This is a genomic window from Mucilaginibacter jinjuensis (genome assembly GCF_028596025.1).
GTDB classification, from domain to species: Bacteria; Bacteroidota; Bacteroidia; order Sphingobacteriales; family Sphingobacteriaceae; genus Mucilaginibacter; species Mucilaginibacter jinjuensis.
The window spans coordinates 3,790,481-3,816,969 of sequence record NZ_CP117167.1 but is presented as its reverse complement, the minus strand read 5'-3'; the positions used below and the strand labels follow the sequence as shown (position 1 = coordinate 3,816,969).

Here is a 26,489-nt window from a genome sequence, read left to right as displayed (position 1 = left end):
CGCCTTCTTTTATTAATTTGCCCCATCCAATTTAATTAACCCATATATCCTGATGATAAAAAAACATTTGCTATTTGCCTGCTTAGCATCCACTATGCTATCGATTGCAGATATGCCTGTTATGGCGCAAGACAAAGCTCCCGTTTTTAGGAACGCTGCCTTACCTATTAATGAGCGCGTTAATAACCTGGTAAGCAGCCTTACCCTCGAAGAAAAAATTTCACTGCTGGGTTACCAAAGCAAAGCCGTACCACGTTTAGGCATCCCAGCTTATAACTGGTGGAACGAAGCTTTGCATGGCGTTGCCCGTGCAGGCGAAGCAACCGTATTTCCGCAGGCTATAGGTATGGCCGCTACTTTTAATGATGCGCTGTTAAAACAGGTAGCGTCGGCAATTTCTACCGAAGCCAGGGCGAAATATAATCTAGCCAGTGCTAAGGGTATGCATCCACAGTATATGGGCTTAACTTTTTGGTCACCCAACATTAATATTTTCCGTGACCCACGCTGGGGCCGCGGACAGGAGACCTACGGCGAAGACCCATACCTAACCGGCCGTATGGGAACTGCCTTTGTTAGAGGTATGCAGGGCGACGATCCCAATCATTTAAAAACAGCAGCATGTGCCAAACACTTCGCTGTGCATAGCGGCCCGGAAGCTGGTCGTGGTGCTTTTAATGCGGTGATAGATCAGAAAGATCTGCGCGAGACTTATCTCCCTGCATTTCATCAACTGGTTAATGCCGGGGTGGAATCTGTAATGGGCGCTTATAACCGTGTAAATGGCGAGCCTTGTAATATAAGCCCAACGCTATTGGGCATTTTAAGAAACGAATGGGGTTTTAAAGGCCATTTGGTAACCGATTGCGGTGCTTTGGATGATATTTGGGAGAGCCACAAAGTATTACCCAACCGTGTAGCTGTGGCGGCTGCTGCGGTTAAAGTTGGTGTTAACCTTGATTGCTCAACCCTGTTGCAAACCGAAGTAATGCAGGCCGTAAAAGAAAACCTGTTAACCGAAAAGGAAATTGATGCAACATTAAAAACCTTATTGGCCACCCAATTTAAACTGGGTTTTTATGATGACCCGGCCAGCTCACCGTACTCGGCTTATGGTGCGGATAGTGTAGGCACAGCTTACCACGTACAGCTTGCCCGCAAAATTGCAGAGCAGGGCATGGTGTTGCTGAAAAATAACAATAACCTGTTACCCCTTAATAAGGATAAGGTAAACAATATTTTGGTGATGGGCCCTAATGCTTTTAATGCTGATGTGTTGTTGGGTAACTACCGCGGCATCTCGTCTGACTTGGTGACTTTTACCGAGGGTATTACCAAGGCGGCTGGTCCAGGTATAACGGTTCAATATCAGATAGGAAGTGATCTGGTTGATTCGACGAAAATTCAATACGTAGGCGATGCCCGCAGCAGCGATGTAACGTTTGCAGTTATCGGCTTATCGCCTTTAATGGAAGGCGAAGAAGGAGATGCTTTCTTATCTAAAAATGGTGCAGACAAGGCCGATTTGCGTTTGCCTGCCGTGAATATCGCTTTTATGAAAAAACTGCGTAAGGAGAGCAATAAACCTATTGTTGCCGTAGTAACGTCGGGCAGTGCCCTGGATATTGCTGAGATAGAACCTTATGCTGATGCCATAGTTTTGGCCTGGTATCCCGGCGAGCAAGGCGGTAATGCATTTGCTGATATTGCTTTCGGAAAAGTTTCGCCATCAGGGCACTTGCCGGTTACTTTCTATAAATCGCTTAAAGACTTGCCTGATTATAAGGACTACAACATGAAAGGCCGTACCTATCGTTACTTTAAAGGCGATGTGGAATATCCTTTCGGTTATGGATTGAGCTACACTACATTCGATTACCAATGGACAGCCCAGCCTAAAACCACTTATACAGAAGGTCAAAAGGTTAGCTGCTCAATTAAAGTAGCCAATACCGGCAAAATGGATGGCGACGAAGTGGTACAAGCCTACATTACTTATCCCAACATCGACAGAATGCCTGTTAAAGAACTGAAACAGTTTAAACGGGTAACAGTAAAAAAAGGAGATCAGCAGGAAGTTAATATTGAAATACCATTAGCTGATCTGGAAAAATGGGATTTGAAACAAAAGAAATGGAAACTGTACAAAGGCCAGTATCAGGTAGTATTGGGCAGTAACTCTGCCGATAAAAAATTGGCTGCCTCATTTACCGTAAAATAATCATGAAGAAGTTAGCCTTAGTATATGTACTGGTTTGCTTTGGGTTTAGTGTTTACGCACAATCGCCTGCTAAACAAACAACCATTTGTAATCCATTGAATCTTAGCTACCGGTTTATGCCCGATACGCCCTCGAGGCGCGAAGCAGCTGATCCGGCAATTATCCTGTTTAAAAACAAATACTACCTGTTCGCTTCAAAATCTGGCGGGTATTGGAAATCTGATAATCTCATTAGCTGGAATTTTATTACATCGGCCGATTTGCCTTTGGAGGATTATGCCCCCGCTGCCGTTGTTGTTAAGGATACAGTTTATTTTATGGCTTCAACCGGTCAGGGTAAGCAAAAAATCTATAAAACCAACGATCCTGATTCGGGTAAATGGCAGGTGGCTAATGCCGACTTTCCAATCAAGATGACTGACCCAGATTTATTTTTGGACGATGATGGTAAACTGTACTTCTATTACGGTTGTTCAGACAAAACACCAATCTATGCAGTTGAGCTTGATAGAAAGACCTTAAATCCCATATGCAAACCGGTTGAATGCTTTAACAGTGATATTGAAAACCACGGCTGGGAACGCCCCGGCGATTATAATGAACGCAGCAGCAGGCCTTGGGTAGAAGGCTCATGGATGACGAAGCATAACGGTAAATACTATCTGCAATACGCCATGCCCGGCACCCAATACAAAAGCTACGGCGATGGTGTTTATGTAGCCGATAACCCTTTAGGCCCTTTCAAAATACAAGTTACTAACCCGGCCTCTTACAAACCCGAAGGCTTTATTGCAGGGGCAGGCCACAGCAGTACCTTTCAGGATAAGTTTGGTAACTACTGGCATGTATCTACCATGACTATCTCGGTAAAGCACATGTTTGAGCGCAGGTTGGGTTTATTCCCAATGTTTTTTGACAAGGATGGTGAGTTGTATACCTATACCGCATTTGGCGATTTTCCGCATGTAATCCCGCAAAAGCACATCAACGGACCAGAAGATTTTCAGCCCCGTTCCATGCTGCTTTCTTATAACAAACCGGTGCAGGTTTCATCGGCCTTGCCTAATCATCCCAAAGCCAACGCAGTTAATGAAGATGTGCGTACTTATTGGAGTGCCGGAACCGGTAACAAAGGTGAGTGGATAAGTGTTGACCTGCAAAAGCGAAGCCGTGTAAATGCTGTACAGATAAACTTTGCTGAGGAAAGTGTGCATTTATTAGGCAGATCAGATTCCATTTATTACCAATATCTGCTCGAATATTCATCAGATAATAAAACCTGGAAAACCATCAAAAACAAAATCCTTAAAACGGATTTACCGCATGATTATATTGAGTTGGCTACACCTGTTTCAGCAAGATATATCCGCTTAACCAATAAACATGTTCCGGATGGTAAATTTGCTGTTTCAGGATTGCGTGTATTTGGCAAAGGAAATGGCAAAGTACCTGCCGTTGTTAGCGGACTTACTGTTAACCGCAATACCGATGCCCGTAATGTTTCATTAAGCTGGAAAAAGAGTTCAGGAGCAGTTGGCTATAATGTAAGGTTCGGTACGGCCCCCAATAAACTGTATTTAACTTACCAGGTGTTAAATGCAAATGAGGTAACCATTCACAGCCTTACCCGCCAGCAAAAATATTATTTTGCTGTTGATGCCTTTAATGAGAACGGCGTAACCAAAGCCGTTAAGGTTACTGGCGCTCAATAAACATCTTTTCTGTTAATTGGTGACAATTTCAGGGATTGTCACCAATTAATTACCTTCTACTACATCTATTAGCTATTAATTAAGCTTTTGTTAACCTCTAAAAATAATTTCGGAGCATAAATAACAACCAATTTATTAAGCCGAAATTATGATAAGACTAAAACTCGCTTTTTTGAGCTGGATAGTGCTTTGTGCTGTATATACTGTACAGGCTCAAAATGTACATAGTAAAACTACCCTATACCCAACCTACAAAGGGCTGGTAATGGCCGGTTACCAGGGCTGGTTTAGGGCGGCCGGTGACGGCACCAGTGCCCGTGGATATTCTTACGGTAACGAAAAACAATCGAGTATTGATATGTGGCCCGATGTTACCGAATACGAAAAAACTTACGAAACCCCGTTCAAAAATGCCGACGGGAAACCATCACGCATGTTTAGTTCGGCCGATAAAAGTACGGTTGATCTGCACTTTAAATGGATGCAACAGTATGGCGTAGATGGCGTTTTTATGCAGCGTTTTTACGGCAATGTAAAAGCTCGTGACAAAGAATCATCAGCCATTATACAGAATGCTTTTGAAGCTGCTTCTAAATATAAACGTGCTATTGCTGTGATGTACGATTTGTCGGGTTTAAACCCTGGTGAAGATTGTTCGGCAATTATTGAGGACTGGAAATACATGGTTGATCAGATTAAGGTAACCAACCAATCAGGTACTAAAACCTACCTGCACGAAAACGGTAAACCTGTGGTATGTATCTGGGGAGCTGGGTTTCCTGATCGTCCTTACAACATCCGCAACATCGGTCTTGATAGGCTGATTGATTTTTTAAAGAATGACCCCGTATATGGTGGCTGCGCGGTTATGCTGGGCGTACCAAACTCCTGGCGTACCCTGCGTGCCGATTGCGTTAGCGACCCTTACCTGCACCAGTTAATTAAACAATGTGATATCGTGTTGCCATGGGCTGTACAACGTTATTCGCCTTTATTGCATAACGACATCGACCGTTACCGTGATGATATTATTGACGATATTAAATGGTGCCGCGAAAATAACCTGGAGTATGTGCCTTGTGTGTATCCGGGTTTCAGCTGGCATAATCTGAGTCTTCATGCTTTCCCTGATGATATTAAGCCCAATGCTTCAATACCAAGGCAAGGCGGCCGTTTCTACTGGCAAATGATGTCAACAGCCATGTCGGCAGGGGCAAGTATGCTGTATGTGGCCATGTTTGATGAAATTAACGAAGGCACTGCCATCTTTAAAGTAACCGATCATCCACCGGTAACACCTGCCGGAAACGGCGTACATTTCACTGATCTGGAAGGTGTACCATCAGATCGCTACCTGTGGTTAACAGGGGAGGCTGCTAAAATGCTGAAAAGAGAAAAACCATTGGTGTTTAAAATGCCGGTACAGGGCGCATCCAAATAAGGTAAACCCAAAAGCTGATGATAAAGAAACTGATATGCTTTTTATTGGTGCTGCAGGTATGCCATGTGTGTAAAGCGGTTACCAAAGTAGCCTGTATAGGCGCAAGTATTACCTATGGCGCAACAGTAAAAAATCGGGAACATAATTCGTATCCGGCACAGCTTCAAACCATGCTGGGCAACAAATACCAGGTTAATAATTATGGCGTAAGCAGCTGCACTATGCTCAAGCACGGCGATCATTCTTATTGGAACACCAAAGAATATCAGGCCGCTTTAGCAAGCAATCCCAATATTGTTTTTATCGATCTGGGAGGTAATGATGCCAAATTGGTTAACCGGGTTTATTTGAACGAGTATACTGCTGATTGTAAAGCCATGGCTGCGGCATTTGCTGCATTGCCTACGCACCCGCGTGTGATATTATTGTTGCCAGTAGTTTCTTTTGATAAAGATACTACTGGTATCTGGGACCCGGTTATTGTAAACCAGGTGATGCCAAAAATGCGCCAGGCGGCTTATGATGATAAGTTGGAGGTGATAGATATTCATTCACTTTTAGTTAATCATCCTGAATTAATGCCCGATAAAATCCATCCTGACTCTACAGGTTCTAGGATTATTGCCCGCCGTTTGCACGATCAACTGGTTATCAAAAGGGATCCCGGCTTCAATATTTTTAATGCAATTGATCAGCAGAAAAGTGAAAGCCAGTTTTATGGGTATGCTTGTGCCGATTTTACATTGAATGGGCATCAGTGCAAAGTGGTTAAACCAAAATGGTCGGCACCGCAGCATCCCTGGGTTTGGCGGGCACGTTTCTGGGGACATGAGCCCCAGACTGACATTGCTTTGTTAGAGCGTGGCTTCCATATCGTTTATTGTGATGTGGCCGAGTTATTTGGCAATGCCGAAGCCATAGCGCAATGGAACCAATTTTATGATGAATTGCATAAAGGAGGCCTGGGGCCAAAAGCAGTAATGGAGGGCATGAGCAGGGGAGCAGTCTACGCCTTAAACTGGGCGGCTGTAAATCCTACCAAGGTAGCCTGTGTATATATCGATAACCCCTTATTGGATATGAAATCCTGGCCTGCTGGTTTGGGTAAAGTAGTCCCTCCGGCAAATGAAGAATTAAAGCAATTTAAGGCTGATTATCACTTGGAAACAGATGAGCAAGTACGAAACTTTAAAGGCAGCCCGATTGACAAGGTAGCCGACATTGTTAAAGGACATTATCCCATCCTGATACTTTGTGCGGATGCAGATGAGGCCGCAATTCCCGACGAGAACACCCTGCCGTTTGAAAAACAGATGAAAGCATTGGGCGGAAGCATCACGGTACTTCATAAACCAGGCTTTAAGCATCACCCGCACAGTCTGCCTAATCCAACGCCAATTGTGGAGTTTATTCTTAATTCAACCCAATTATAATTCAGCCAATAAATTATTAAAATCTAAAAGAACCGCTTTAAGTGTCAATTAATCATTTATTATAAGTTTATTAATTAACCCGCACTTAATTTACCCAATCAACCGATAACCATTATAACCTAATATACCCATGAGGAAATCTCTGTTTATACTTATACTTTTTTGTTGTAGTAAGGCCATGGCGCAAAATGGCCAGGAAGAAAATTCCGGCGCTGGTAACCTGAAATACATAGACCCACGCATTGGCAACGTAGGCCAGTTGCTTGAACCTACAAGGCCAACTGCACAACTGCCCAATCAAGTGATCCGAATGTATCCGGAAAGGGCTAATTACAAAGATGATCAGATCTCGAGCTTTCCGCTTACCATCGTCTCGCACCGTTTAGGCGAAGTGTTCTCGTTAAAGCCGATCAATAACACACCTGTTGCTGCATCATGGCAGCAAAAGCAAGCTTATGATAACGATTTGGAGGTAACCCGCCCATGGTATTATTCAACCTATTTAATCGACGACGATATAACCGTCGAATTTACCCCCGGCAAAAAAACGGGTATCTATAAGTTTACTTTCCCACAAAATGCAGCCAATAAAAGCCTTTTGTTCGGTCAGTACAACAATGCGCCCGGCTCATTCAAATTTACTTCGGGCAACACCTTAACAGGCGTAGAAACCTATCATGATAATATTAAAGTTTACATGTATGGCGTTTTCAGCACCGTCGGTAAATTCGGGACGGAGAGAAAAGGCCATTTGGCAGATTCAACCGCTATCGAAGGTAAAGGGATCGGTGCATGGGTAAGTTTCGCTGATAAAAACACCAATGTAGTTGAGTTCAGATACGCTATTTCTTACATCAGCGCCGCGCAGGCTATGGCCAACTTTAACGAAGAAATTAAAGGCAAAGAATTTAACGAGATCAAGAGATCAGGAGAAAATGCCTGGGCCAGTGTGGTAGATAAAATTGAGGTAGAAGGTGGTACCGAGGCACAACGCAGATCGTTCTACTCAGCTTACTACCGTTGTAACGAGCGGATGGTTGATATTACTGAAGACGGCCAATATTACAGTGGTTACGATAACAAGATCCACCAAACACAACGCCCGTTTTATGTGGACGATTGGACATGGGATACTTACCTCGCTCTACACCCGCTGAGGGCTATTGTTAATCCTGCCATGGAATCAGACATGCTGAACTCTTATGTAACCATGTATCAGCAAAGCGGTTGGATGCCAACTTTCCCGGTTCTGTTTGGCGATCATGCCTGTATGAATGGTTTCCACTCATCAGTAATGATTTTGGATGACTATCGCAAAGGCATTAAAGGTTTTGATACCCAACAAGCTTATAACGGCATGCTGAAAAATGCAACCCAGGCTACCATGTTGCCGTGGAGAAACGGCCCTAAAGGCGAATTGGAAGATTTTTACTATGCAAAAGGCTATTTCCCGGCGTTAAGACCAAGTGAAAAAGAAACAGTAGCAATGGTGCACCCATTTGAAAAAAGACAAGCTGTAGCAGTAACGCTTGGCGGTAGTTATGACGACTGGGCTGTAAGCGAATTTGCTAAAGAACTGGGTAAAACTAAAGATGCAGAAACCTTTAGCCTGCGTGCTAAAAACTATAAAAATTTGTGGAACGAGCAGCTGAAAATGTTTATGCCGAAAGACAACAAAGGCCAATGGATTATGATTGACCCTAAGTTTGATGGTGGCATGGGCGGCCGTGATTATTACGACGAAAACAATGGCTGGACTTACTTATGGCAAGTACAGCATGATGTTAACGGATTAATCGGGTTAATGGGTGGCAAGCACGATTTTGAAGCCAAACTTGATCAACTGTTCCGCGAACCGCTTGACAGGTCGCAATATGAGTTTTGGGCCAAGTTTCCGGATGCTACAGGTTTGGTTGGCCAATACTCAATGGGTAATGAGCCAAGCTTCCACATCCCATATCTATACAATTACACCGCACCATGGAAAGCTCAGAAACGCGTTCGCTTTTTGTTAGATGTGTGGTATAAGGATAACATCTTCGGTATCCCTGGCGATGAAGATGGTGGTGGCATGTCGGCATTTGTGGTGTTTAGCTCTATGGGCTTTTATCCAATTACGCCGGGTGTGCCAATGTATACCATCGGTAGCCCGGTGTTTAGTAAGGTGACTATTAAATTGCCTAATGGGAAGCAATTTAAACTGGTGGCCAATAACTGCTCGGTTGTGAATAAATACATCCAAAGCGCAAAGCTAAACGGACAAACTTTAAATACGCCATGGTTTACGCACGATCAATTAACCGGCGGGGGAGTACTTGAATTAGAGATGGGGCCTAAACCTAATAAAACCTGGGGAGTGCAATAGTGCCTCCCAAATACTAAACCGATACTAATTATACCTAAGCAGAATGAACTTGTTTACATACAAAAAACTGGCCGGTTATGCACTTGCAATAAGTGCATTGCTTGCCTTTAAAGAATATAAAGCACCCTTATACCCCTACAAAGATGCCCGCTTACCTGTTGAAAAACGGGTAGCCGATTTACTTAGCCGCATGACCACGGATGAGAAAATAAGGCAGTTGGATATGTTTTGGGGCAAAGAGATCAGCGATTTGCAAGGAAGGCACGAAGCTTCTTCTTTTTCGGAAGAAAAGACGGCCAAAATGTTCGGCACTTTAGGCGCGGGTTCCATTCATGACTTTTATCCGCTTACGGCAGATCTATCAAACCAGGTGCAGAAATACGCGATAGAACATACCCGTTTAGGCATCCCGGTTTTGTTTATCGAAGAAGGTTTGCATGGTTATTCGGGCAAAGGAAGTACTTCTTTCCCGATACCCTTGCAACTGGCCAGCTCATGGGATACTTCATTGGTTCACAAGGTAGGCCGTGTAATTGCCACCGAAGCACGTGCACATGGAACAGACATGATCTTAGGACCTGTACTTTGCTTACCCCACGACCCACGTTGGGGCCGTGTTGAAGAAACTTATGGCGAAGACCCTTTTCTGGATGCTGCTAACGGCGTAGCGATGGTTAGAGGTTTACAGGGATCTGGCTTGAGTAGCAACAATTCGGTAATTGCCGAGCCTAAGCACTTTGCTGTTCACGGTATCCCCGAAGCGGGAAGTAATACAGCACCGGTAAACATCGGCGAGCGCGAAGCAAGATCAACCTTTTTATATGTGTTCGAGAAAGCAGTACGCGAAGGTGGTGCAATGGGTATGATGGCCGCCTACAGCGAACTGGATGGTGTGCCTTGTGTAGATAATAAATGGTTGCTAACCGATGTGCTGCGTAAGGAGTGGGGTTTCAAAGGTTTTGTACTGTCTGATCTGGGCGCTATCAAGATGTCGCTCGAGAATCATCATATCGCTACAGATACCAGCGATGCATTGGCGCAAACCTTTAACGCGGGGCTAAACATGCAGTTTTATGATTTTAGCCACCAGGGATTTATGGATGCGGTGAAGAAAGCCATCAATGATAAAAAACTAAGCATCGAACAACTTAATAAAACTGTTGCCGATGTATTGAAGGTGAAGTTTTTGTTGGGTTTATTTGATCATCCATATATTGACAATGCATTGGTCAGCAAAGTTTTCCATACCGAACAAAGCCAGCAATTATCACTGAAAGCTGCGCAGGAAGGTATTGTGTTGTTGAAGAACGAGCAGTCAGTACTTCCCTTAAAATCAAATGTAAAATCAATAGCAGTTATCGGCTCACTGGCAGAGAGTACGTATTTGGGAGGCTATTCTAATACCGAAGATAAAGCCATTTCTATTTTAGATGGTTTGAAGCAACGCGGAGGTGATCTGAAGATCCATTTCGAAAAAGGTTATTCTTCTGATTCGACACAAAGCGGTCTTAATCTTAAAGATAAAGCCGTTGATCTGGCTAAAAACTCTGATGCGGTAATTTTAGTTTTGGGCGAAGACCTGAGCATAGTAGGCGAGGGGAAAGACCGCGCCGGTCTTGACTTGGATGAACGCCAACTTAACTTAGCAAAAGCTTTGCAGGCAACAGGTAAACCAGTTGTTGCAGTGCTGGCAAATGGCAGGCCATTATGTATTAACTGGGTAGCGCAGCATATCCCTGCAGTTGTAGAGAGCTGGTTTGCCGGCGAAAAATCTGGTTTGGCTATTGCCGATGTATTGTTGGGTAAAGTTAATCCATCCGGCAAATTGCCGATTACTTTTCCGCGTTCGGTTGGGCAAATCCCTTTTTATTATAATCATAAACCAACCTCGTATCATAAATATGTGGACGAAAAAGATACGCCGTTATTTTCCTTCGGTCATGGGTTAAGCTATACCACTTTTAAGTATGATGATATTAAACTTTCATCAACCAAAGTTGCGCTTAATCAAGATATAAAGGTGAGTGTTAAAATTACCAACAGCGGTAATGTTGCCGGTACCGAAGTAGCACAATTATACATCCGTGATGTGGTGAGCAGCGTTACAACACCAGTTATGTCGCTTAAAGGTTTCCAGCGTGTTTCACTTAATCCTGGTGAAAGCAGGGTAGTGGAGTTTACAGTTAAATCTGCAGAACTTGCTTTGTGGAACAGGCAAATGAAACATGTAGTTGAGCCCGGCGAATTTAAAGTAATGGTGGGCAGTTCATCAGCAGATATCCGCCAGCAGGGAAGTTTCCGGGTAACTGCCAATTAAAAATAATCGTTAAAAAATATACCTGAACCTTTGAGTTTTTTAGTTGATTTGACTGTGCTTATCAGATTTGATAAGCGCAGTTTTTCGGCTTAAACCGTTAAACTAATTTATATACCAATTATGAAAAAACACATCTTGACGAACAATCTTCTAAATCTATCGTTACAGCCCGATCCCTTGTGGATTATAGGCCTAAAATTCATTATATCAGGACTCTATCAAACTAATAAACCTATTAATACCGGGCTTTTTAAGATTTTTTAATGATTTATGCTTATTAATACCTTAATTAATTAAATGTATTTTGTTGATTATCAAATTGTTATAATGTGATTAATAAAATAAGCGCTTATTAATTCATAATTAGTATTTCATTAATTGCCTGGCATTAATATTACCAATGATTTTATAAACCAATATTATTAAAACCTAAAATAAATAGCATGAAAAAACTTTTATGTATGTTATTGACATGTTTTATAACCTTCGAAAGCGGCACTCTACTGGCATTTTCGAATCATAAAATGTCAATAATTATCCCGCCTGTCGACGTTAGCGGAACAGTGAAGGATAACAAAGGCGAACCCCTGATTGGTGTCAGCATTAAAATACAAGGTACATCTACCGGTACACTTACAGATGCCAAGGGCGTGTTTCATTTACACGTTGCCGATAACGCTGTTTTAATTTTTACCTATACCGGTTTCAAACAAATAAGCGTACCTGTTAACGGCCTTACTAACATGAACATCACCATGGAAGAAGAAGCGACCATGCTGAAAGAAGTAGTGGCAGTAGGTTACGGTGTGCAGCGTAAAAGCGATGTAACAGGATCAACAGCTACAGTATCGGCAAAAGAAATTGCTAAGCGACCACTGGAACGCGTTGAGCAAGCTTTACAAGGTACTACCCCAGGTGTTACCGTACAAAGTAACAGTGGCCAGCCTGGAGCCGGCCTTAGCGTAAGGATCCGCGGCGCTAACTCTATCACCGGTTCAAATGAGCCGCTTTATGTAATAGACGGGTATATCGGTGGCAGTATCGAGTCAATCAGTCCGGGTGATATCCAGTCTATCGAGGTATTGAAAGATGCTTCGGCCACAGCCATCTACGGTTCACGCGGTGCTAACGGTGTGGTATTGGTAACTACTAAAACAGGCCATATCGGCAAACCTACTGTTGATTTCAGCGCATGGTTTAGCAAGGCTATGGTACCAAAACAACTGGATTTAATGAATGCGTATGATTTTGCCCGCACGGTAAATGCGCAGTTTGCTACCACAGGTAACCCGCCTGCATTTAATGATGCGCAACTTGCCGGTTTTCAATCAAACCCTGGTACCGATTGGCAAAAAGAAATAGAACAAAAGCCCTGGATCAGAAATTACCAGGTTGATGTTAACGGAGGTTCGGCCGATGCTAACTATTTTATTTCGTTCAACCACCTCGATCAGCCCGGTTTAATTAAAAACCAATGGTATAACCGGTCTACCTTAAGAGCAAACCTTGGCCTTAAGCTTAATGATAAAATGGACGTTAAATTTTATATCACCACATTGCTGCCTAACAGCCGCAACACAGGTTATGCCGGCGATATAACAGACCCATTTGCACAGGCCAGCCAATGGGATCCTACGGTACCTGTAAAAGATGCCAACGGCGATTACATCCTTAAATCGCAATATGCATCTAACCAGATTAACCCGGTTGCACAAGCCCGTAATCAAGCTGTTGATAACAGTACAACCAATGTTACCGGTACAGGTGTGTTTACCTACAACATTGTAAAGGGTTTAACATTTACCTCTAACGATACTTACGAAACACAATCGCAGGTAACCCGTATCTTATACGGGCCGGAAACCAGCCTTGGTTTGGTAGGTGGCGATTATGCGCAAACTAACAATAACTATTATAGATCATATCAAAGCAGTAACTTCTTTACCTATAAAGCTGCATTGGGTAACCATGCGTTTACTGTAACCGCCTTATATGAGTTGAAAAATGCACAGTCAACCAATGATAATGCACAGTCAAAAAACCTGTCTACCTATGCATTAGGTTATTATAACCTTGGCTTAGGTGCTACGCAGCTAACTACCTCGGGCTACTCGCAGGATGAGTTGCAGTCATTTATGGGTCGTGTTAACTACTCTTATAAAGATAAGTACCTGTTAACTGCCAGTGTACGTTCAGATGGTTCATCACACTTAACCCAAAAATACAGCACATTCCCATCTGTGGCTGTAGGATGGAATGTTGCCCGCGAAGAATTTATGCAGGACAATAAGATCTTCTCTGATTTAAAATTCAGGGCAAGCTGGGGTAAAACAGGTAACCAGGCAGTACCGGCTTATGCTACTATAGCACAAATAAGCAGCGGTGGCCCGGCTTATTATTATGATGGTACCACGCCAACAGTTACCACACCATTAGGTTCACCGGTATCAACCTCTTTGAAATGGGAAACAACAACTACTACAGATGCAGGTTTGGATGCATCATTCTTTAAAGGCCGTTTAACTTTTACTGCCGATGCTTATTACAAAAAGGTTACCAACCTGTTGTACAATTACCAGGCGCCATTTTATTTAGGCGGTGGCAATTACCTGCGTAACATTGGTAGTTTAGAAAATAAAGGTATTGAGTTTGCCATTGGCGGTACACCGGTTGCAGGCCATGATATTACATGGACAACCAACTTCAATATCTCATTCAACAGAAACAAAGTATTGGATATGGGTGGTTTAGACAACGTGGTTGTAAACGGTATCGGATCTGCGCAAAATGGTGTAGCTATACTTAAAGTTGGCAAACCATTAGGCGAGTTTTATGGCTACCAGTTTTTAGGAACATGGAAAACCAGCGAAGCGGCACAGGCTGCACTATATGGTATGAAACCGGGTGACGCTAAATACGCTGATTTAAACGGTGACCACAAATACAGCACTGATGATTTAACCGAAATTGGTAACGGTACCCCAAGCTATACTTTTGGCTTCATCAATGATGTTACTTATGGTCGTTTTACACTGAGCTTTATGTTCCAGGGTACGCATGGCAACCAGATCTTCTCGGGTACTATTCCGTACACTTTAGGTGGTTTGGGCGATGCGCGTAACGCAACCTCAAAAACTGCTTTAAATATCTGGACACCTGCAAACCAAACAGATGTACCAACCTTTAGCAGCACCAGTCAGAATTTTATTAACAGCAGCCGTTTCGTATATAACGCAAGCTACATCAAGCTTAAAAACCTTGCGCTGAACTATAATATCCCGACAGGTGTGTTAGAGCATATCAAAATCAAAAAACTTGAAGTATATGTGAGCGGGCAAAATCTATTTACAATTACCAAATATCCTGGTTACGACCCAGAGGTAAGCAATGCTACCAATGCGCTTACTGCTGGTTTAGAAACCGGTGTAATACCTAACCCGCGTACTTACACTATGGGTTTAAGGGCCACATTATAATATTGAATAGGTTATTGTCATAAACTTAAAGAGAAATGAAAACAAAATATTATTTATACATCACACTGTTTGCAGCTGCAGCCTTTTCTGCTTGTCAGAAATTGAACGAAGACCCCAAGGCAAGCTTAACGCCGCAAACGTATTTCAAAACCCAGTCAGATCTGGATGCATCTGTGGCAGCAATTTATCAGCAGCTTACTATTGATGGTGCCTGGGCATTTACCAGTAAAAGTACCTCTTATTTCGGGGCGGATGATTTGACGACAGATCCAGGCTTGAACAAGGGCGATATGCGCGCCTTCGACCAGTTAAATGGTAGCGCCGGTAATAGCAGCATGGTCGCTGAGTGGCAAGGCCCGTGGACTGCCATTTACCAGGCTAACAACGTGCTTTCTAATTATCAGAAAGTAAATTCAACCGATGTACTGAAAAATCAGGCAGCCGGTCAGGCTTACTTTTTACGTGCATTAGGTTACTATTATTTAGTTAGAACCTTTGGCGCCGTGCCAATTATCAACGGTACCATTGATGTAAACGATCGCCCGGACAGAAGCCCGGTGGCCGATGTTTACAACTTTATAGTAGGCGATTTAAAAGCAGCCAAACGTTTGTTACCGGTTTCTTTCCCTGGTTTACCGGGCAAAGCAAACCAGATGGCCGCACGCTCATTACTGGCCGATGTTTATTTAACCATGGCTGGCTGGCCTTTAAAAGTAACATCAAACTACGCGCTTGCAGCATCAGAAGCTGATACGGTAATTAATCAGGGCGGTTATACTTTGGTATCTGATTTTGGAAAAGTTTTTACAACCAATAACAGCACCGAGTCTGTATTTGCGTTACAGTTTAACGTAGGCGGTGGTTCACCTAACCGTACATTTGGCTCATCATGCGTGCCTTTGGATGAGGTTGCAACTAACGGTTCGAGCGGTTGGGACGATTATTATCCTGAAATTAACTTCTACCTCAACGCGCCTAAATGTACCCGTACAGATGCTACTTTCTATACCACTATTAAACTGCTCCAGGCGGATAAAACAACCTTTAAACTGGTTGACTGGAGTTCGAAAGAAACGCATGCCGGCCACCCTTATTATAAAAAGTTCAGAGCTGGGGTAGGTGATGGTGTTACCGAAACCGCAACTGCTCTTTTAAGTATCAACCCAAGTACTAACAAAGCAACAGATATTATCAGGTATCCGTTAGTGCTGTTAGATTATGCCGAGGCAACAGCTATGGCAGGCAGCGCACCAACAGCGCAAGGTTATGCAGCCATTAACCAGGTTCGTCACCGCGCAGGTTTACCGGATTTGACAGCAGGACTTGGCGGTACTGCCTTCAGAGACTCGGTAGTTAAAGAACGTGCTTATGAGTTTGCAGGCGAGTTTGGTATCCGTTGGTTTGATATTGCCAGGTTACAATTACTGCCGCAAATTAACGCCGCGCGAAGCCCGCTCGAAAATCCGCTGATTTTAACAGGTGGTGATCTGAGCACACGTTATCTGGCACCTATCCCAATTAACGAGATGTACCGGAACCCTAAGTGGACACAGAACCCCGGATATTAATATCATAAACAAGTTTGGCCATGTAATACGTGGCCAAACTTGTTTAAATTCTTTTTAGATTTAGGCTACCAATTAGCGGTAAATAATGACCGAAGACCGTATTAGAGATAATTCATTAAATGTGCTGAGCAAGAGAAAGATCATTTTGTTTAAAGTGATCGGTATTGTTATTGTTCCTTTACTTATCGTGTTATTTGCCGAACTCTGTCTGCGGCTTTTTCATTATGGCGATAATCTCAACCTGTTTATCGAAGCCCCTAATGATGCCCGTTATTGGATGATGAACCCGGATGCATCCAAAAGATATTTTACTAATCAAACTATAGCTACCAACGGGAATAAAGAACTTTTTGCCAAGGTTAAGGCTCCCAACACCATCCGCATTTTTGTACTGGGCGAATCAACCACTATTGGTTATCCTTATTTCCATAATGGTTCTTTCCATCGTTGGTTGCAGTATCGTTTAATGCATACCTATCCTGATAAAAATTTCGAGATAATTAACCTGTCGCTCACTGCGGTTAACTCTTACACTGTTTTGGGTTTTGCGCGCGAGGTTGTAAATTATCAACCAGATGCGGTACTAATTTATTCCGGGCATAATGAGTTTTATGGTGCAATGGGCGTTGGATCTACCCAGGCCATCAGTGGTAACCCTCATTTGGTGAATTTTATTTTACGGTTACGGGAATTTAAACTGGTGCAGTTGTTCTCGCATCTTTATCAATCCATTGGAAAACTAGCGGCTAAGAATGCCGGCAATGGAGAAAGCCGGATGCAATTAATGGTTAACAGTGAGCAAATTCCCTACAAATCTGATTTATATAACAGGGGGATTGAACAGTTTAAATATAACATGAATGAAACTGTTAAGCTTTTTAATGATCATCATGTTCCGATATTATTGAGCAATTTGGTGAGTAACGAAAAAGATCTGAAACCATTTATTGACATCCAACCGAACAACTCCAATCATTCAATCTTCGAAAGCAATTACAAGCTCGGGCTGAAAGCCTATCAGGATAAAGACTATAGTTTGGCTGCTAAGTATTTGCAGGCAGCCAATCAACCATATAATGGTAGTGCATTATGTAACTATTACCTGGGTAAGTCGGCGTATGCGCAAAGTAATTACCCGCTGGCAAAAGCATGTTTTGATAAAGCCCAAAGTCTGGATGCTTTACGATTTCGGGCACCTGAAGAATTGAATGAGGTTGTCGCGAAATTATGTAACCAATATCCGTATGCCCATTTGGTAAACACTAAAGCAGTATTTGAAGCACAAGCGGATAATCATATCATTGGCAATGAGTTAATGACCGACCATGTGCATCCTAATTTAAAAGGATATGCAATTATGTCTGATGTTTTCTATCAGCAATTAAAGAAGACACATGTTTTACCTAGGGAGGGAGATGAAATGACCTTCGATCAGTTAAGCAGGCAAATGCCGCTCACAAAAGTAGATTCATTGGCCGGTGATTATCGCATTGCTAACCTTAAAACTAAATGGCCATATAATGAGGCAGCGAAGGATACCATCACTGCCAAAAGTGTGGAACAGCAATTAGCTTATGCTGCGGTATTCAACAACGAAAACTGGGCGACTACAACAGATAATTTATACAGCTATTACATCAGCCAGAATAATTTACAAGCAGCCAAAAAAGTGGTTGAAGGTGTAGTGCTCGAATACCCAACCCGTGAAGAAGTTTACGAAAAGCCTGCCATGCTCAATGCTCGTTTAAATGATTTGGAAGGGGCTGCTTTTTACTTCAGAAAGTCATTTGACATCGCACCATCGTTTGATAAGGCGAGGTACATTTTTGTGTTGTATTTAGATTTAGATAAACCTGCATTGGCGATGCCTTATATCGATTATGCTATAGCCAATAACCAGAGTTCATTTAATTTAAATGAGGTTAAGCGCCAGGCGGAACAGGTTATTCAATTGCAAAAAAATTTGAATGGGGCTTCGGATGTGAATAAGCTTAATCAGATTGCTGCCTGTTATCTCAGAATGAATAATAAAATAGCAGCCTCGAAATACATTCAGAAAGTATTACAGATAGATAAGCAGAATGCGGAGGCTTTGGCAATGCTTCCGAAGACCGAAATTAAAACAGCAAACTAATGTTAATGATCAAGAAGCAACAGTGTGTGGAATTTGGGCAGGTAGCAATATTGGTTGTGTTGTTCTTTGCCCTCAAATATAAAACGGCTATATGGGTTGATGTGGCATTTAGCCTGGCATTGGTAACCGTATTAATCCCTTACCTGTTTTTTCCTTTTGCTTTTTTGTGGTTGGGGTTATCGAAGATATTAAGCGTGGTTGGACCGGTTATATTGATGCCCATTATATTTTTTGTAGTCGTGATGCCGGTCGGTTTATTCCGTAAATTAATGGGGAATGATAATTTGAAACTGAGGCAATTTAAAAAAGCATCAGGATCGGTAATGCACGTTCGCGACCATGTTTTTACCCAAGACGATCTCATCCATACTTTTTAAAAATGCAACATGGAGTTTATTAAAGAACTATTCCTTTTCCTCAAAACACGTAAACGGTACTGGCTTATCCCCCTCATAGTGGTTTTTGTTTTGTGTGCAGCGCTGATTGTGCTGAGCAGCGTACCCGCATTGGCGCCTTTTATTTACACCATATTTTAGTTGTTATGCCGTTGGTAATATTAGGTATTTCGGCATTTTATCATGATAGTGCGGCTGTACTGCTTATCGACGGTGAGATTATTGCCGCAGCCCAGGAGGAGCGTTTTACCCGCATTAAACACGATTCATCTTTCCCCCAAAACGCAGTTAACTACGTATTGCAGGAAGCCGGTTTAACTTATGCCGATATTACTAGCGTTGCCTTTTATGATAAACCGCTGTTAAAATTCGAACGCCTGCTCGAGACTTATCATGCGTTCGCACCGAAAGGTTTATTGAGTTTTGTTACGGCTATTCCCTTATGGTTAAAGGATAAACTTTTTATTAAAGGCGCATTAAAGAAAAGATTTTCGATCGATGGTAAATCGCCTGCACTTTTATTTCCCGAACATCATTTATCGCATACAGCAAGCGCTTATTACCCATCGCCATATCAGGAAGCAGCCATACTTACGGTTGATGGGGTAGGTGAGTGGGCTACCACCACAATATGCCACGGCAGGGGTAAAGAGATCAGGATATTGATGGAGCAACATTTTCCGCATTCTGTTGGCTTGTTATACGCAGCGTTTACTTATTATCTCGGTTTTAAGATTAACGAAGGTGAATATAAAGTAATGGGACTGGCATCTTATGGAAATCCAGAATCGACAGAAGTTTCAAACTTTAAAGAGAAGATAAAAGCAGATTTAGTCGACATCAGAACTGATGGCTCAATTTTACTCAACATGAAATATTTTGAGTTTGCTACCGAACTTAAAATGACTAATAATAAACGCTGGGCTGCCTTGCTCAGCGTAAACAAACGGGAACCGGATGAAGAACTAAACCAACAGCATATTAACCTTGCCCTGGCTATACAACAGGTAACAGAAGAAATAATGATCAGCCTTGCCCGCACGGCAAAGCGTTTAACAAATTCAGATAACGTGGTGATGGCAGGAGGTGTGGCCTTAAATTGTGTAGCCAATAGCCGTATCCAGGATGAAGGCATTTTTAAAAACATCTGGATCCAACCTGCTGCCGGTGATGCAGGTGGGGCTTTAGGTGCTGCTTATGCTGCGCATCATATTTATCATGATCAGGAGAAAATAAATTCTTCTGTAGATTTGATGAAAGGCGCTTACCTGGGCCCGGGGTATGATGATAAGTCCATTTTAAACACGATCAAAAAGCATGGTGCATTGTATGAGCATTATCCCGATTTTACTGAACTCGCCACTACAGTAAGCGAACTGATAGCAGATGGTAAAGTGATCGGTTGGTTTCAGGGGCGGATGGAATTTGGCCCACGGGCATTAGGTAACCGGAGTATTTTAGGTGATGCCCGCAACCCGTTGATGCAAAGCATCATCAACCGTAAAATTAAATTCAGGGAAGATTTTCGGCCTTTTGCGCCATGTGTTTTGGAGGAGGATACGCATCTGTACTTTAAAATGAATGCACCTTCGCCATACATGTTGTTTGTAAAGCAGGTTAATGATAATCTACTAAAGCCTCACCCGCCTAATTACTGGGAGCTGGATATGTATACACGTTTGGCTTATTCCCGATCTACCATACCTGCCGTAACACATGTAGATTATTCGGCACGGGTACAAACGGTGAATAAGCATATAAACCCTAAATTGTGGCAATTGCTTTCGGCCTTTAAAACGCTGACTGGAGATGGGCTGCTTGTTAACACTTCTTTTAATGTTAAGGACGAACCAATAGTCTGCACACCCGAAGATGCTTACCAGGACTTTCTAAAAACGGGCTTAGATGTGCTGGTGCTGGGAAATTATCTGTTGAAAAAGTAATCCGCTTTCCCCGTTAAGGAAATATTAAAGTTTAATTATTGTTATCGGTTTATTTAGTGAAAAACTAAAGCTATTATATGATCAACTCCATTTTAAAAACGATAATTATTCTGCTCGTACTGGTATCTGCCAAAGCAATTGCCGCAGCACCAGGCTCATTGCAAGACAAGCATATCAAATATATTGGCCGCTGGGATTTTAGTAATTCGTCCGAATATTTTAGTTACTGGGGAGGTGCCTATATCAAAGTAAACTTTACAGGTACTACCGTTAAATTAAGGACAGGCCACAAAACAAACTTCTTCGCCAAAATAGATAACGGCCCATGGATTAGTTTCCTTAACGTGGGCGATACCGTTAACCTTAGTCCCACACCCTTAACTAATACAACCCATACCATTACTGTTGCACAGGGTAAGGATTATGATTACGAGTTTAGCTTTAAGGGATTTTTATTCGATGATAAGGCCCGGACAAGCGAGCTTCCTGTATCAAAAATATTAGTAGAATATATTGGCGATTCTATTACAGCTGGTTACACCGATGCGCAAGTCAATGTGTCAGACTATGGATGGATTGCTGCCGAGAAATCAGGTGTCGAGCACACCCAGATCGCATTCCCCGGTATTTGCCTGGTTGATGGCGTAAAAGGGGTAGGGATGGAAGTTCAATATTTTAAATTAAAAGGTGCCAAAACAGTTACCCCCGAAGATTGGGATTTTAAGAGATACACGCCCCGGGTTATCGTAATTAATTTAGGTACAAATGATAATGCCAATAAAATACCCGACAGCCTTTTTAGAGAGCGTTATATTAAATTTTTAAAAGATATAAGGACTAAGTTTTTAGATGCCCAAATTTTAGTAATGCGGACATTTCTGGGGCTAAAAGAGACACCTACGCTCGCGGCAGTAAATGCACAAATTGCGGCAGGAGACAAAAAGATACACTTTATTGATACCAAGGGCTGGATAACTGTTAATACCGATGATTATAACGATGGTGCACATCCAAGTGTAAGCGGCCAGGTAAAAGCAGGCAATAAATTAGCTGAGGTACTTGCGCCTTATTTGTAAGTAGAATCAGTAGCGAGTCAGGAAGGCAACACGCTGGTAGTGGGGTGCGTTTGATAATATTTTTCCAGTTCTTTTAACCGTTCTATCTGGCCGGGGCGCGGGTTGATGAAGGTCCTCACTTTTTTAACCAGGGCAAAGGCATCTTCAAAAGTTAATCCTGTGCTAATCAAATAGGCGATGGCCATAGTAGGGCCGCGTCCTAAACCCTGGCGGCAATGCACATACACCTTGCCGCCATTCTTAATTTCATTACCGGCAAATTCAGCACCGCGGATCAATATATCTAAATCTGGGGGCGTATTATCTAAAGTGGGCAGGTGCAGGTATTTAAAACCTTCATATTGAGATTCCTGGTAAACGGGATGCATCCGCATATTAATAATAGCGGTTATACCAAGTGACTTTAGTTTTTGAAGACCAGCCAAAGTATATTGGCTGCCAAGGAATAGGTTGGCGGTTATCTGGCTGCGTTTTAGTGTTGGGATGCCATTAAATAGGCGATAAATATTATCCCACACCTTTTGCATAAAAATTATGATCAGCGTAAAAAGGCTTTTGATTTTAGCCAGCATATTTTCAGGAGTTTAGAGGTAAAACAACAGATAAAGAAGCCGGCACTACTTTAATATGCAGGCTCGTGGCTTTATCCTCACAATCATCACACAAATACAATTGTTCTTCAGGCATGGTAATGGTTACTTCCCGGCAGGCCCAATGGCTCACTGCATCCGTTTCATGGCCGAATAAAGCACTACCTGCTGCCTTAAGGATAGAGAGCACGCCGGTATCTTTCAGCAAAACAACATCCAGCAGGCCATCATTTATATGGATGTCGGGGCTTAGTTGCAAGTCGCCTATACCCATACTGCCCGAATTGGTAACTGTTAAAGATACCCCGTTAGCATTAACCGTTTCCCCATCTATATTTAATTGATAGGAGACAGGCTCGGCTTCATAGATACTTTTGATCGTGGCAACACCATAAGCCAGTTGCCCTATTTTGTCTTTGAGATCGGGGTCGGTTTCCGTAATCATTTCAGCCATAACACCAAGGTTCACCCTGAGTAAAAAAGACCGGTTATTAACCAGCCCGGTGTCAATTGTTTTTAATTGATATTGATTTTGTTGAATTAATCTTAATGCAGTTTCCGTATCCTGTGGTATGCCCAGTTCTTTGGCCAACACATTGGCCGTGCCGCCCGGGATAATAGCCAGCGGTATGCCGGTGCCAATGAGCGCAGCGGCAGCTTCAGTTACACTGCCATCACCACCATAAACAGCCACAAGGTCGGTTTCGGGCAACACCTTTCGTATCAGATCAGCTGCTTGTTCACCTTCTTCAAGTACATGCACTGTGATCGGCTGTCTCCCGCTGTCATGAAATATCCGGTCAATCATTTCCATTATCGGCTCATCCTGCCCGGCGCCCGGATTGATGATTAGGTATATACGTTGGTGTTGTTTCATTTTTACTTTGGTTGATAACAATGATATGGGGCTATTGCTTCTGAAATTGTAAATTAATTTTAGTGCAGATTAAAATTCATGAAAGCGTAACGTTGTCTTTATAAGCATTTACCATCTTGTAACTCACATAAAACAAATGCCATGAAAACAGAAAATTTTGAAACCACTGATCTGCTGGAAAATGGATCATTTTTAGCTGTGTCTGATCCTGAGCCGGATGACGACAATGAAACTGATGAACTTGCAGATGATGATACTGACGAGGACTACGATCTGGAAGATGAAGACGCAGATATCGAAGACCCTGCAGATGAAGAGCTGAACGAACAGCCGCTTCTGGAAGATGACGACGAATAATACCTAACGAACATAAACCGGGCTAATTAGCCGATAGGTTATGTTACTTTAAAAACATTTGCTAAAGAGGGCAAAGCCAACAGATGGTTTTGCCCTCTCTTTTTTGGTATATCTTTTTTTGATTTCTGTTGTTTATAATTAGTCTAAATAAATACATTTGCAGAAAATTAAAACTATGATTAAACGATACGCTCTGCTTTTATTAGCCATACTTTTCTGCGCTACATCTACCTATGCACAAACAACCGGCGATGTTACCGGTAAAATTACAATGGTAAGCGGCCAGCCGTTTGCATCCGCATCGGTATCTATTGTACAACTGGCAAAAACAACATTGTCTGACGAGCATGGCAACTATGCACTCAGAAACTTACAGCCAGGTACTTACCAGTTAAAAATTCAGGTGCTAGGCGCGGCCGAGCAAGATTTACAGGTAACTGTTGTTGCCGGCCAGGCTACAACTGCCAATTACCAATTTACTAAAGAAAACATCAGCGCCCTGCAAGAGGTAACCGTAACCGGTAATACCAATAAGTTTTCGAAGAAGGAAAGCGTTTATATTGCGAAACTGCCTTTAAAGAACTTAGAAAACCCGCAGGTTTATAACTCGGTTTCTAAAGAACTTATCCAGGAGCAAATGGTGGTTGATCTGGGTAGCGTGGGTAAAGACATTCCCGGCGCTGGTATCCCTACCGTAGCCAACCAGGGCCGTGTTACTTTTCACTCCAGAGGTTTTGAGGTTGAACCTAACGGCCGAAACGGCGTTGCTGGTACAGCTTTCTCGGTAATCGATCCAGCCAATCTTGAGCGTATAGAAGCCCTTAAAGGCCCTTCTGCTACTTTATTTGGTAATAGCGTTTCCAGCAGTTATGGTGGTTTTGTTAACCGGGTCACTAAAAAACCTTATAACGGTTTTGGCGGCGAAGTTGCCTATTATGGAGGTAGCTGGAACTTAAACCGCTTAACACTGGATATAAATACACCTGTTAATGCTGATAGAACAGCCTTGTTTAGATTAAATGGCGCTACAACGTATCAGAAAAGCTTCCAGGATCAGAGTTTTAGCAATACTTTAAGCCTTGCGCCAAGTTTCTCGTACCAGATAACAGATCGTTTATCCTTATTGCTCGATGTAGAATTTGGCCAGGCTAAAGCAACCTCTGTGGTACGTTTTAACCCTTATGCAGGCAGCAACAAAACACAAACTATTTTGGATACAGAGTTTCCTTACAAAAAAACTTTCCTGAGTAATGATTTACCGTACCAAACGCAAATGGTAAACATCTTTGCACAGCTTAATTATAAGATCTCTGGTAACTGGACTTCACAAACCATCATTTCACGCGCCAGATCAAACATCAACGGTTATATTACTGCACTTACCGGGATTAAAAACACCGGTACCCCAAAACCAGGCGCTAAGGATTCTTTGATCAGGCCGCAGGTTATTGTGGGATCTACCTCTTTTACTGCTACAGATGTACAACAGAACTTTATCGGCGATTTTAAGATCGGCCATTTCCGTAACAGGATCGTAGCCGGTTTAGATTATTATGGTAATTACAATGATTTTGATCGTGTAACTGTTAATACATCTACAGTTAACTTTATTAAACCATCACCTAAATATGTGGTAAACAAATTCAGGGTCGATTCATTAACTACCAGCGGTACTTTAAGAAAAGAGACCAATAGGGATAACACATATTCGGCTTATGCATCTGATGTGTTCAACATTACAGATCAGTTAAATGCCATGGTTAGTTTAAGGGTTGATCACTACCAGTACCTGGGTAATTATAACATTACTACCGGTGTAACCGGTGGTGGTATAGGTACAAGCGGTTCACAAGCTGGGCCATTCGGTCAAACCGCATTATCGCCTAAAATGGGTTTAGTTTACGAGCCTGTTAAAGATCATCTATCGTTTTTTGGTAATTACCTCAATGGTTTCTTCAATCACAGCGGTACTGCTAAAGACGGTAGTATCTTTAAACCGGAACATGGTAACCAGGTTGAATTTGGTGTTAAAGGCGATGTGCTCGACCATAAATTGGTTGGAACCATTAGCTTATACAACATCAATGTCGCCGATGTATTACGTACCGACCCCACCGATGCTAATTACCAGATCCAGGATGGCACACAACGCAGCAAGGGCTTAGAGGTAGACTTAACAGCTAACCCATTTCCGGGATTAAACCTTGTGGCTGGTTACGCTTATAACGATATTAAATTCACAAAAGGCGATCCATCGGTACAGGGTTTAAGACCTGCACTATCTGGCCCCGGTACTACTGTTAATTTCTGGGCAAGTTACCGCATGCTGGCTGGCGATTTAAAAGGTTTAGGAATTGGATTTGGCGGTGATTATGGCAGCAAATCATATCAAACCAACACGCAAACATCAAAATTGATCATTCCGGCTTATACCATGCTCGATGCTTCGTTATTTTACGATCAGCCGAGATACCGTATTGGTTTCAAGGTTGATAACCTGACGAGCGAAAAAGCTTGGTCAGAGCGTTTAACGCCGCAAGCACCAGCTACCTTTATTGGTAGCTTAGCGCTTAAATTCTAATTA

Annotated in this window: 17 protein-coding genes; 15 read left to right on the top strand and 2 right to left on the bottom strand. The window is 42.5% G+C overall.

Features of this window, described 5'->3' with window-relative positions:
• Positions 1 to 94: 94 nt before the first annotated feature.
• The 13 genes from PQO05_RS16910 (at position 95) to PQO05_RS16850 (ending at position 22,081) form a co-directional block, all read left to right on the top strand.
• A complete protein-coding gene (locus PQO05_RS16910; protein ID WP_273628605.1) occupies positions 95 to 2,221 on the top strand; it encodes a glycoside hydrolase family 3 N-terminal domain-containing protein in 2,127 nt (708 codons plus the stop codon).
• A 2-nt stretch (positions 2,222 to 2,223) separates the two neighbouring features.
• Entirely contained in the window at positions 2,224 to 3,933 is a 1,710-nt protein-coding gene (locus tag PQO05_RS16905) for a family 43 glycosylhydrolase (RefSeq protein ID WP_273628604.1), read from the top strand.
• A gap of 148 nt (positions 3,934 to 4,081) precedes the next feature.
• Positions 4,082 to 5,374, top strand: a complete 1,293-nt coding sequence (locus PQO05_RS16900; RefSeq protein WP_273628603.1) for a glycoside hydrolase family 99 protein — start codon at positions 4,082 to 4,084, stop codon at positions 5,372 to 5,374.
• 17 nt (positions 5,375 to 5,391) lie between these two features.
• On the top strand, positions 5,392 to 6,807 hold the full coding sequence (locus PQO05_RS16895; protein ID WP_273628602.1) for a GDSL-type esterase/lipase family protein: 1,416 nt from the start codon (positions 5,392 to 5,394) through the stop codon (positions 6,805 to 6,807).
• Positions 6,808 to 6,937: 130 nt separating this feature from the next.
• Entirely contained in the window at positions 6,938 to 9,172 is a 2,235-nt protein-coding gene (locus PQO05_RS16890; protein ID WP_273628601.1) for a GH92 family glycosyl hydrolase, read from the top strand.
• 43 nt (positions 9,173 to 9,215) lie between these two features.
• Positions 9,216 to 11,489 carry a glycoside hydrolase family 3 N-terminal domain-containing protein gene (locus PQO05_RS16885; protein ID WP_273628600.1) on the top strand — a complete coding sequence of 758 codons (2,274 nt, stop codon included), beginning with the start codon at positions 9,216 to 9,218 and terminating at the stop codon, positions 11,487 to 11,489.
• A 443-nt stretch (positions 11,490 to 11,932) separates the two neighbouring features.
• Positions 11,933 to 14,965 carry a SusC/RagA family TonB-linked outer membrane protein gene (locus tag PQO05_RS16880; protein WP_273628599.1) on the top strand — a complete coding sequence of 1,011 codons (3,033 nt, stop codon included), beginning with the start codon at positions 11,933 to 11,935 and terminating at the stop codon, positions 14,963 to 14,965.
• Between the two features lie 35 nt (positions 14,966 to 15,000).
• A complete protein-coding gene (locus PQO05_RS16875; RefSeq protein WP_273628597.1) occupies positions 15,001 to 16,533 on the top strand; it encodes a RagB/SusD family nutrient uptake outer membrane protein in 1,533 nt (510 codons plus the stop codon).
• An 85-nt stretch (positions 16,534 to 16,618) separates the two neighbouring features.
• On the top strand, positions 16,619 to 18,667 hold the full coding sequence (locus PQO05_RS16870; RefSeq protein ID WP_273628596.1) for a hypothetical protein: 2,049 nt from the start codon (positions 16,619 to 16,621) through the stop codon (positions 18,665 to 18,667).
• Between the two features lie 5 nt (positions 18,668 to 18,672).
• A complete protein-coding gene (locus PQO05_RS16865) occupies positions 18,673 to 19,044 on the top strand; it encodes a hypothetical protein (protein WP_273628595.1) in 372 nt (123 codons plus the stop codon).
• Between the two features lie 9 nt (positions 19,045 to 19,053).
• Positions 19,054 to 19,203, top strand: coding sequence for a DUF5989 family protein (locus PQO05_RS16860; RefSeq protein ID WP_174311534.1), 150 nt, complete (start codon positions 19,054 to 19,056; stop codon positions 19,201 to 19,203).
• A gap of 5 nt (positions 19,204 to 19,208) precedes the next feature.
• The gene (locus PQO05_RS16855; RefSeq protein WP_273628594.1) at positions 19,209 to 21,005 is read left to right on the top strand and encodes a carbamoyltransferase family protein; all 1,797 of its coding nucleotides are present in this window, start codon (positions 19,209 to 19,211) and stop codon (positions 21,003 to 21,005) included.
• Positions 21,006 to 21,082: 77 nt separating this feature from the next.
• Positions 21,083 to 22,081, top strand: coding sequence for an SGNH/GDSL hydrolase family protein (locus PQO05_RS16850; RefSeq protein WP_273628593.1), 999 nt, complete (start codon positions 21,083 to 21,085; stop codon positions 22,079 to 22,081).
• A gap of 17 nt (positions 22,082 to 22,098) precedes the next feature.
• On the opposite strand, the gene PQO05_RS16845 is transcribed toward PQO05_RS16850, so the two are convergent.
• Together PQO05_RS16845 and PQO05_RS16840 are read right to left on the bottom strand one after the other, a co-directional pair.
• Complete coding sequence (locus tag PQO05_RS16845; protein ID WP_273628592.1) at positions 22,099 to 22,653, bottom strand: dual specificity protein phosphatase family protein; 555 nt, start codon at positions 22,651 to 22,653, stop codon at positions 22,099 to 22,101.
• A gap of 4 nt (positions 22,654 to 22,657) precedes the next feature.
• Complete coding sequence (locus PQO05_RS16840) at positions 22,658 to 23,548, bottom strand: diacylglycerol/lipid kinase family protein (RefSeq protein ID WP_273628591.1); 891 nt, start codon at positions 23,546 to 23,548, stop codon at positions 22,658 to 22,660.
• A 141-nt stretch (positions 23,549 to 23,689) separates the two neighbouring features.
• Here PQO05_RS16840 and PQO05_RS16835 point away from each other — a divergent pair, with 141 nt between their 5' ends.
• Positions 23,690 to 23,905, top strand: a complete 216-nt coding sequence (locus PQO05_RS16835) for a hypothetical protein (protein WP_273628590.1) — start codon at positions 23,690 to 23,692, stop codon at positions 23,903 to 23,905.
• A 175-nt stretch (positions 23,906 to 24,080) separates the two neighbouring features.
• Positions 24,081 to 26,486, top strand: coding sequence for a TonB-dependent receptor (locus PQO05_RS16830; protein ID WP_273628589.1), 2,406 nt, complete (start codon positions 24,081 to 24,083; stop codon positions 26,484 to 26,486).
• Positions 26,487 to 26,489 lie beyond the last annotated feature (3 nt).

What these genes read in the sequence shown, in the direction of transcription:
- PQO05_RS16910 (WP_273628605.1), top strand. Translation starts at nt 95, where the DNA reads ATGCTATCGATTGCAGATATGCCTGTTATGGCGCAAGACAAAGCTCCC.
- PQO05_RS16905 (WP_273628604.1), top strand. Translation starts at nt 2,224, where the DNA reads ATGAAGAAGTTAGCCTTAGTATATGTACTGGTTTGCTTTGGGTTTAGT.
- PQO05_RS16900 (WP_273628603.1), top strand. Translation starts at nt 4,082, where the DNA reads ATGATAAGACTAAAACTCGCTTTTTTGAGCTGGATAGTGCTTTGTGCT.
- PQO05_RS16895 (WP_273628602.1), top strand. Translation starts at nt 5,392, where the DNA reads ATGATAAAGAAACTGATATGCTTTTTATTGGTGCTGCAGGTATGCCAT.
- PQO05_RS16890 (WP_273628601.1), top strand. Translation starts at nt 6,938, where the DNA reads ATGAGGAAATCTCTGTTTATACTTATACTTTTTTGTTGTAGTAAGGCC.
- PQO05_RS16885 (WP_273628600.1), top strand. Translation starts at nt 9,216, where the DNA reads ATGAACTTGTTTACATACAAAAAACTGGCCGGTTATGCACTTGCAATA.
- PQO05_RS16880 (WP_273628599.1), top strand. Translation starts at nt 11,933, where the DNA reads ATGAAAAAACTTTTATGTATGTTATTGACATGTTTTATAACCTTCGAA.
- PQO05_RS16875 (WP_273628597.1), top strand. Translation starts at nt 15,001, where the DNA reads ATGAAAACAAAATATTATTTATACATCACACTGTTTGCAGCTGCAGCC.
- PQO05_RS16870 (WP_273628596.1), top strand. Translation starts at nt 16,619, where the DNA reads ATGACCGAAGACCGTATTAGAGATAATTCATTAAATGTGCTGAGCAAG.
- PQO05_RS16865 (WP_273628595.1), top strand. Translation starts at nt 18,673, where the DNA reads ATGATCAAGAAGCAACAGTGTGTGGAATTTGGGCAGGTAGCAATATTG.
- PQO05_RS16860 (WP_174311534.1), top strand. Translation starts at nt 19,054, where the DNA reads ATGGAGTTTATTAAAGAACTATTCCTTTTCCTCAAAACACGTAAACGG.
- PQO05_RS16855 (WP_273628594.1), top strand. Translation starts at nt 19,209, where the DNA reads ATGCCGTTGGTAATATTAGGTATTTCGGCATTTTATCATGATAGTGCG.
- PQO05_RS16850 (WP_273628593.1), top strand. Translation starts at nt 21,083, where the DNA reads ATGATCAACTCCATTTTAAAAACGATAATTATTCTGCTCGTACTGGTA.
- PQO05_RS16845 (WP_273628592.1), bottom strand. Translation starts at nt 22,653, where the DNA reads ATGCTGGCTAAAATCAAAAGCCTTTTTACGCTGATCATAATTTTTATG.
- PQO05_RS16840 (WP_273628591.1), bottom strand. Translation starts at nt 23,548, where the DNA reads ATGAAACAACACCAACGTATATACCTAATCATCAATCCGGGCGCCGGG.
- PQO05_RS16835 (WP_273628590.1), top strand. Translation starts at nt 23,690, where the DNA reads ATGAAAACAGAAAATTTTGAAACCACTGATCTGCTGGAAAATGGATCA.
- PQO05_RS16830 (WP_273628589.1), top strand. Translation starts at nt 24,081, where the DNA reads ATGATTAAACGATACGCTCTGCTTTTATTAGCCATACTTTTCTGCGCT.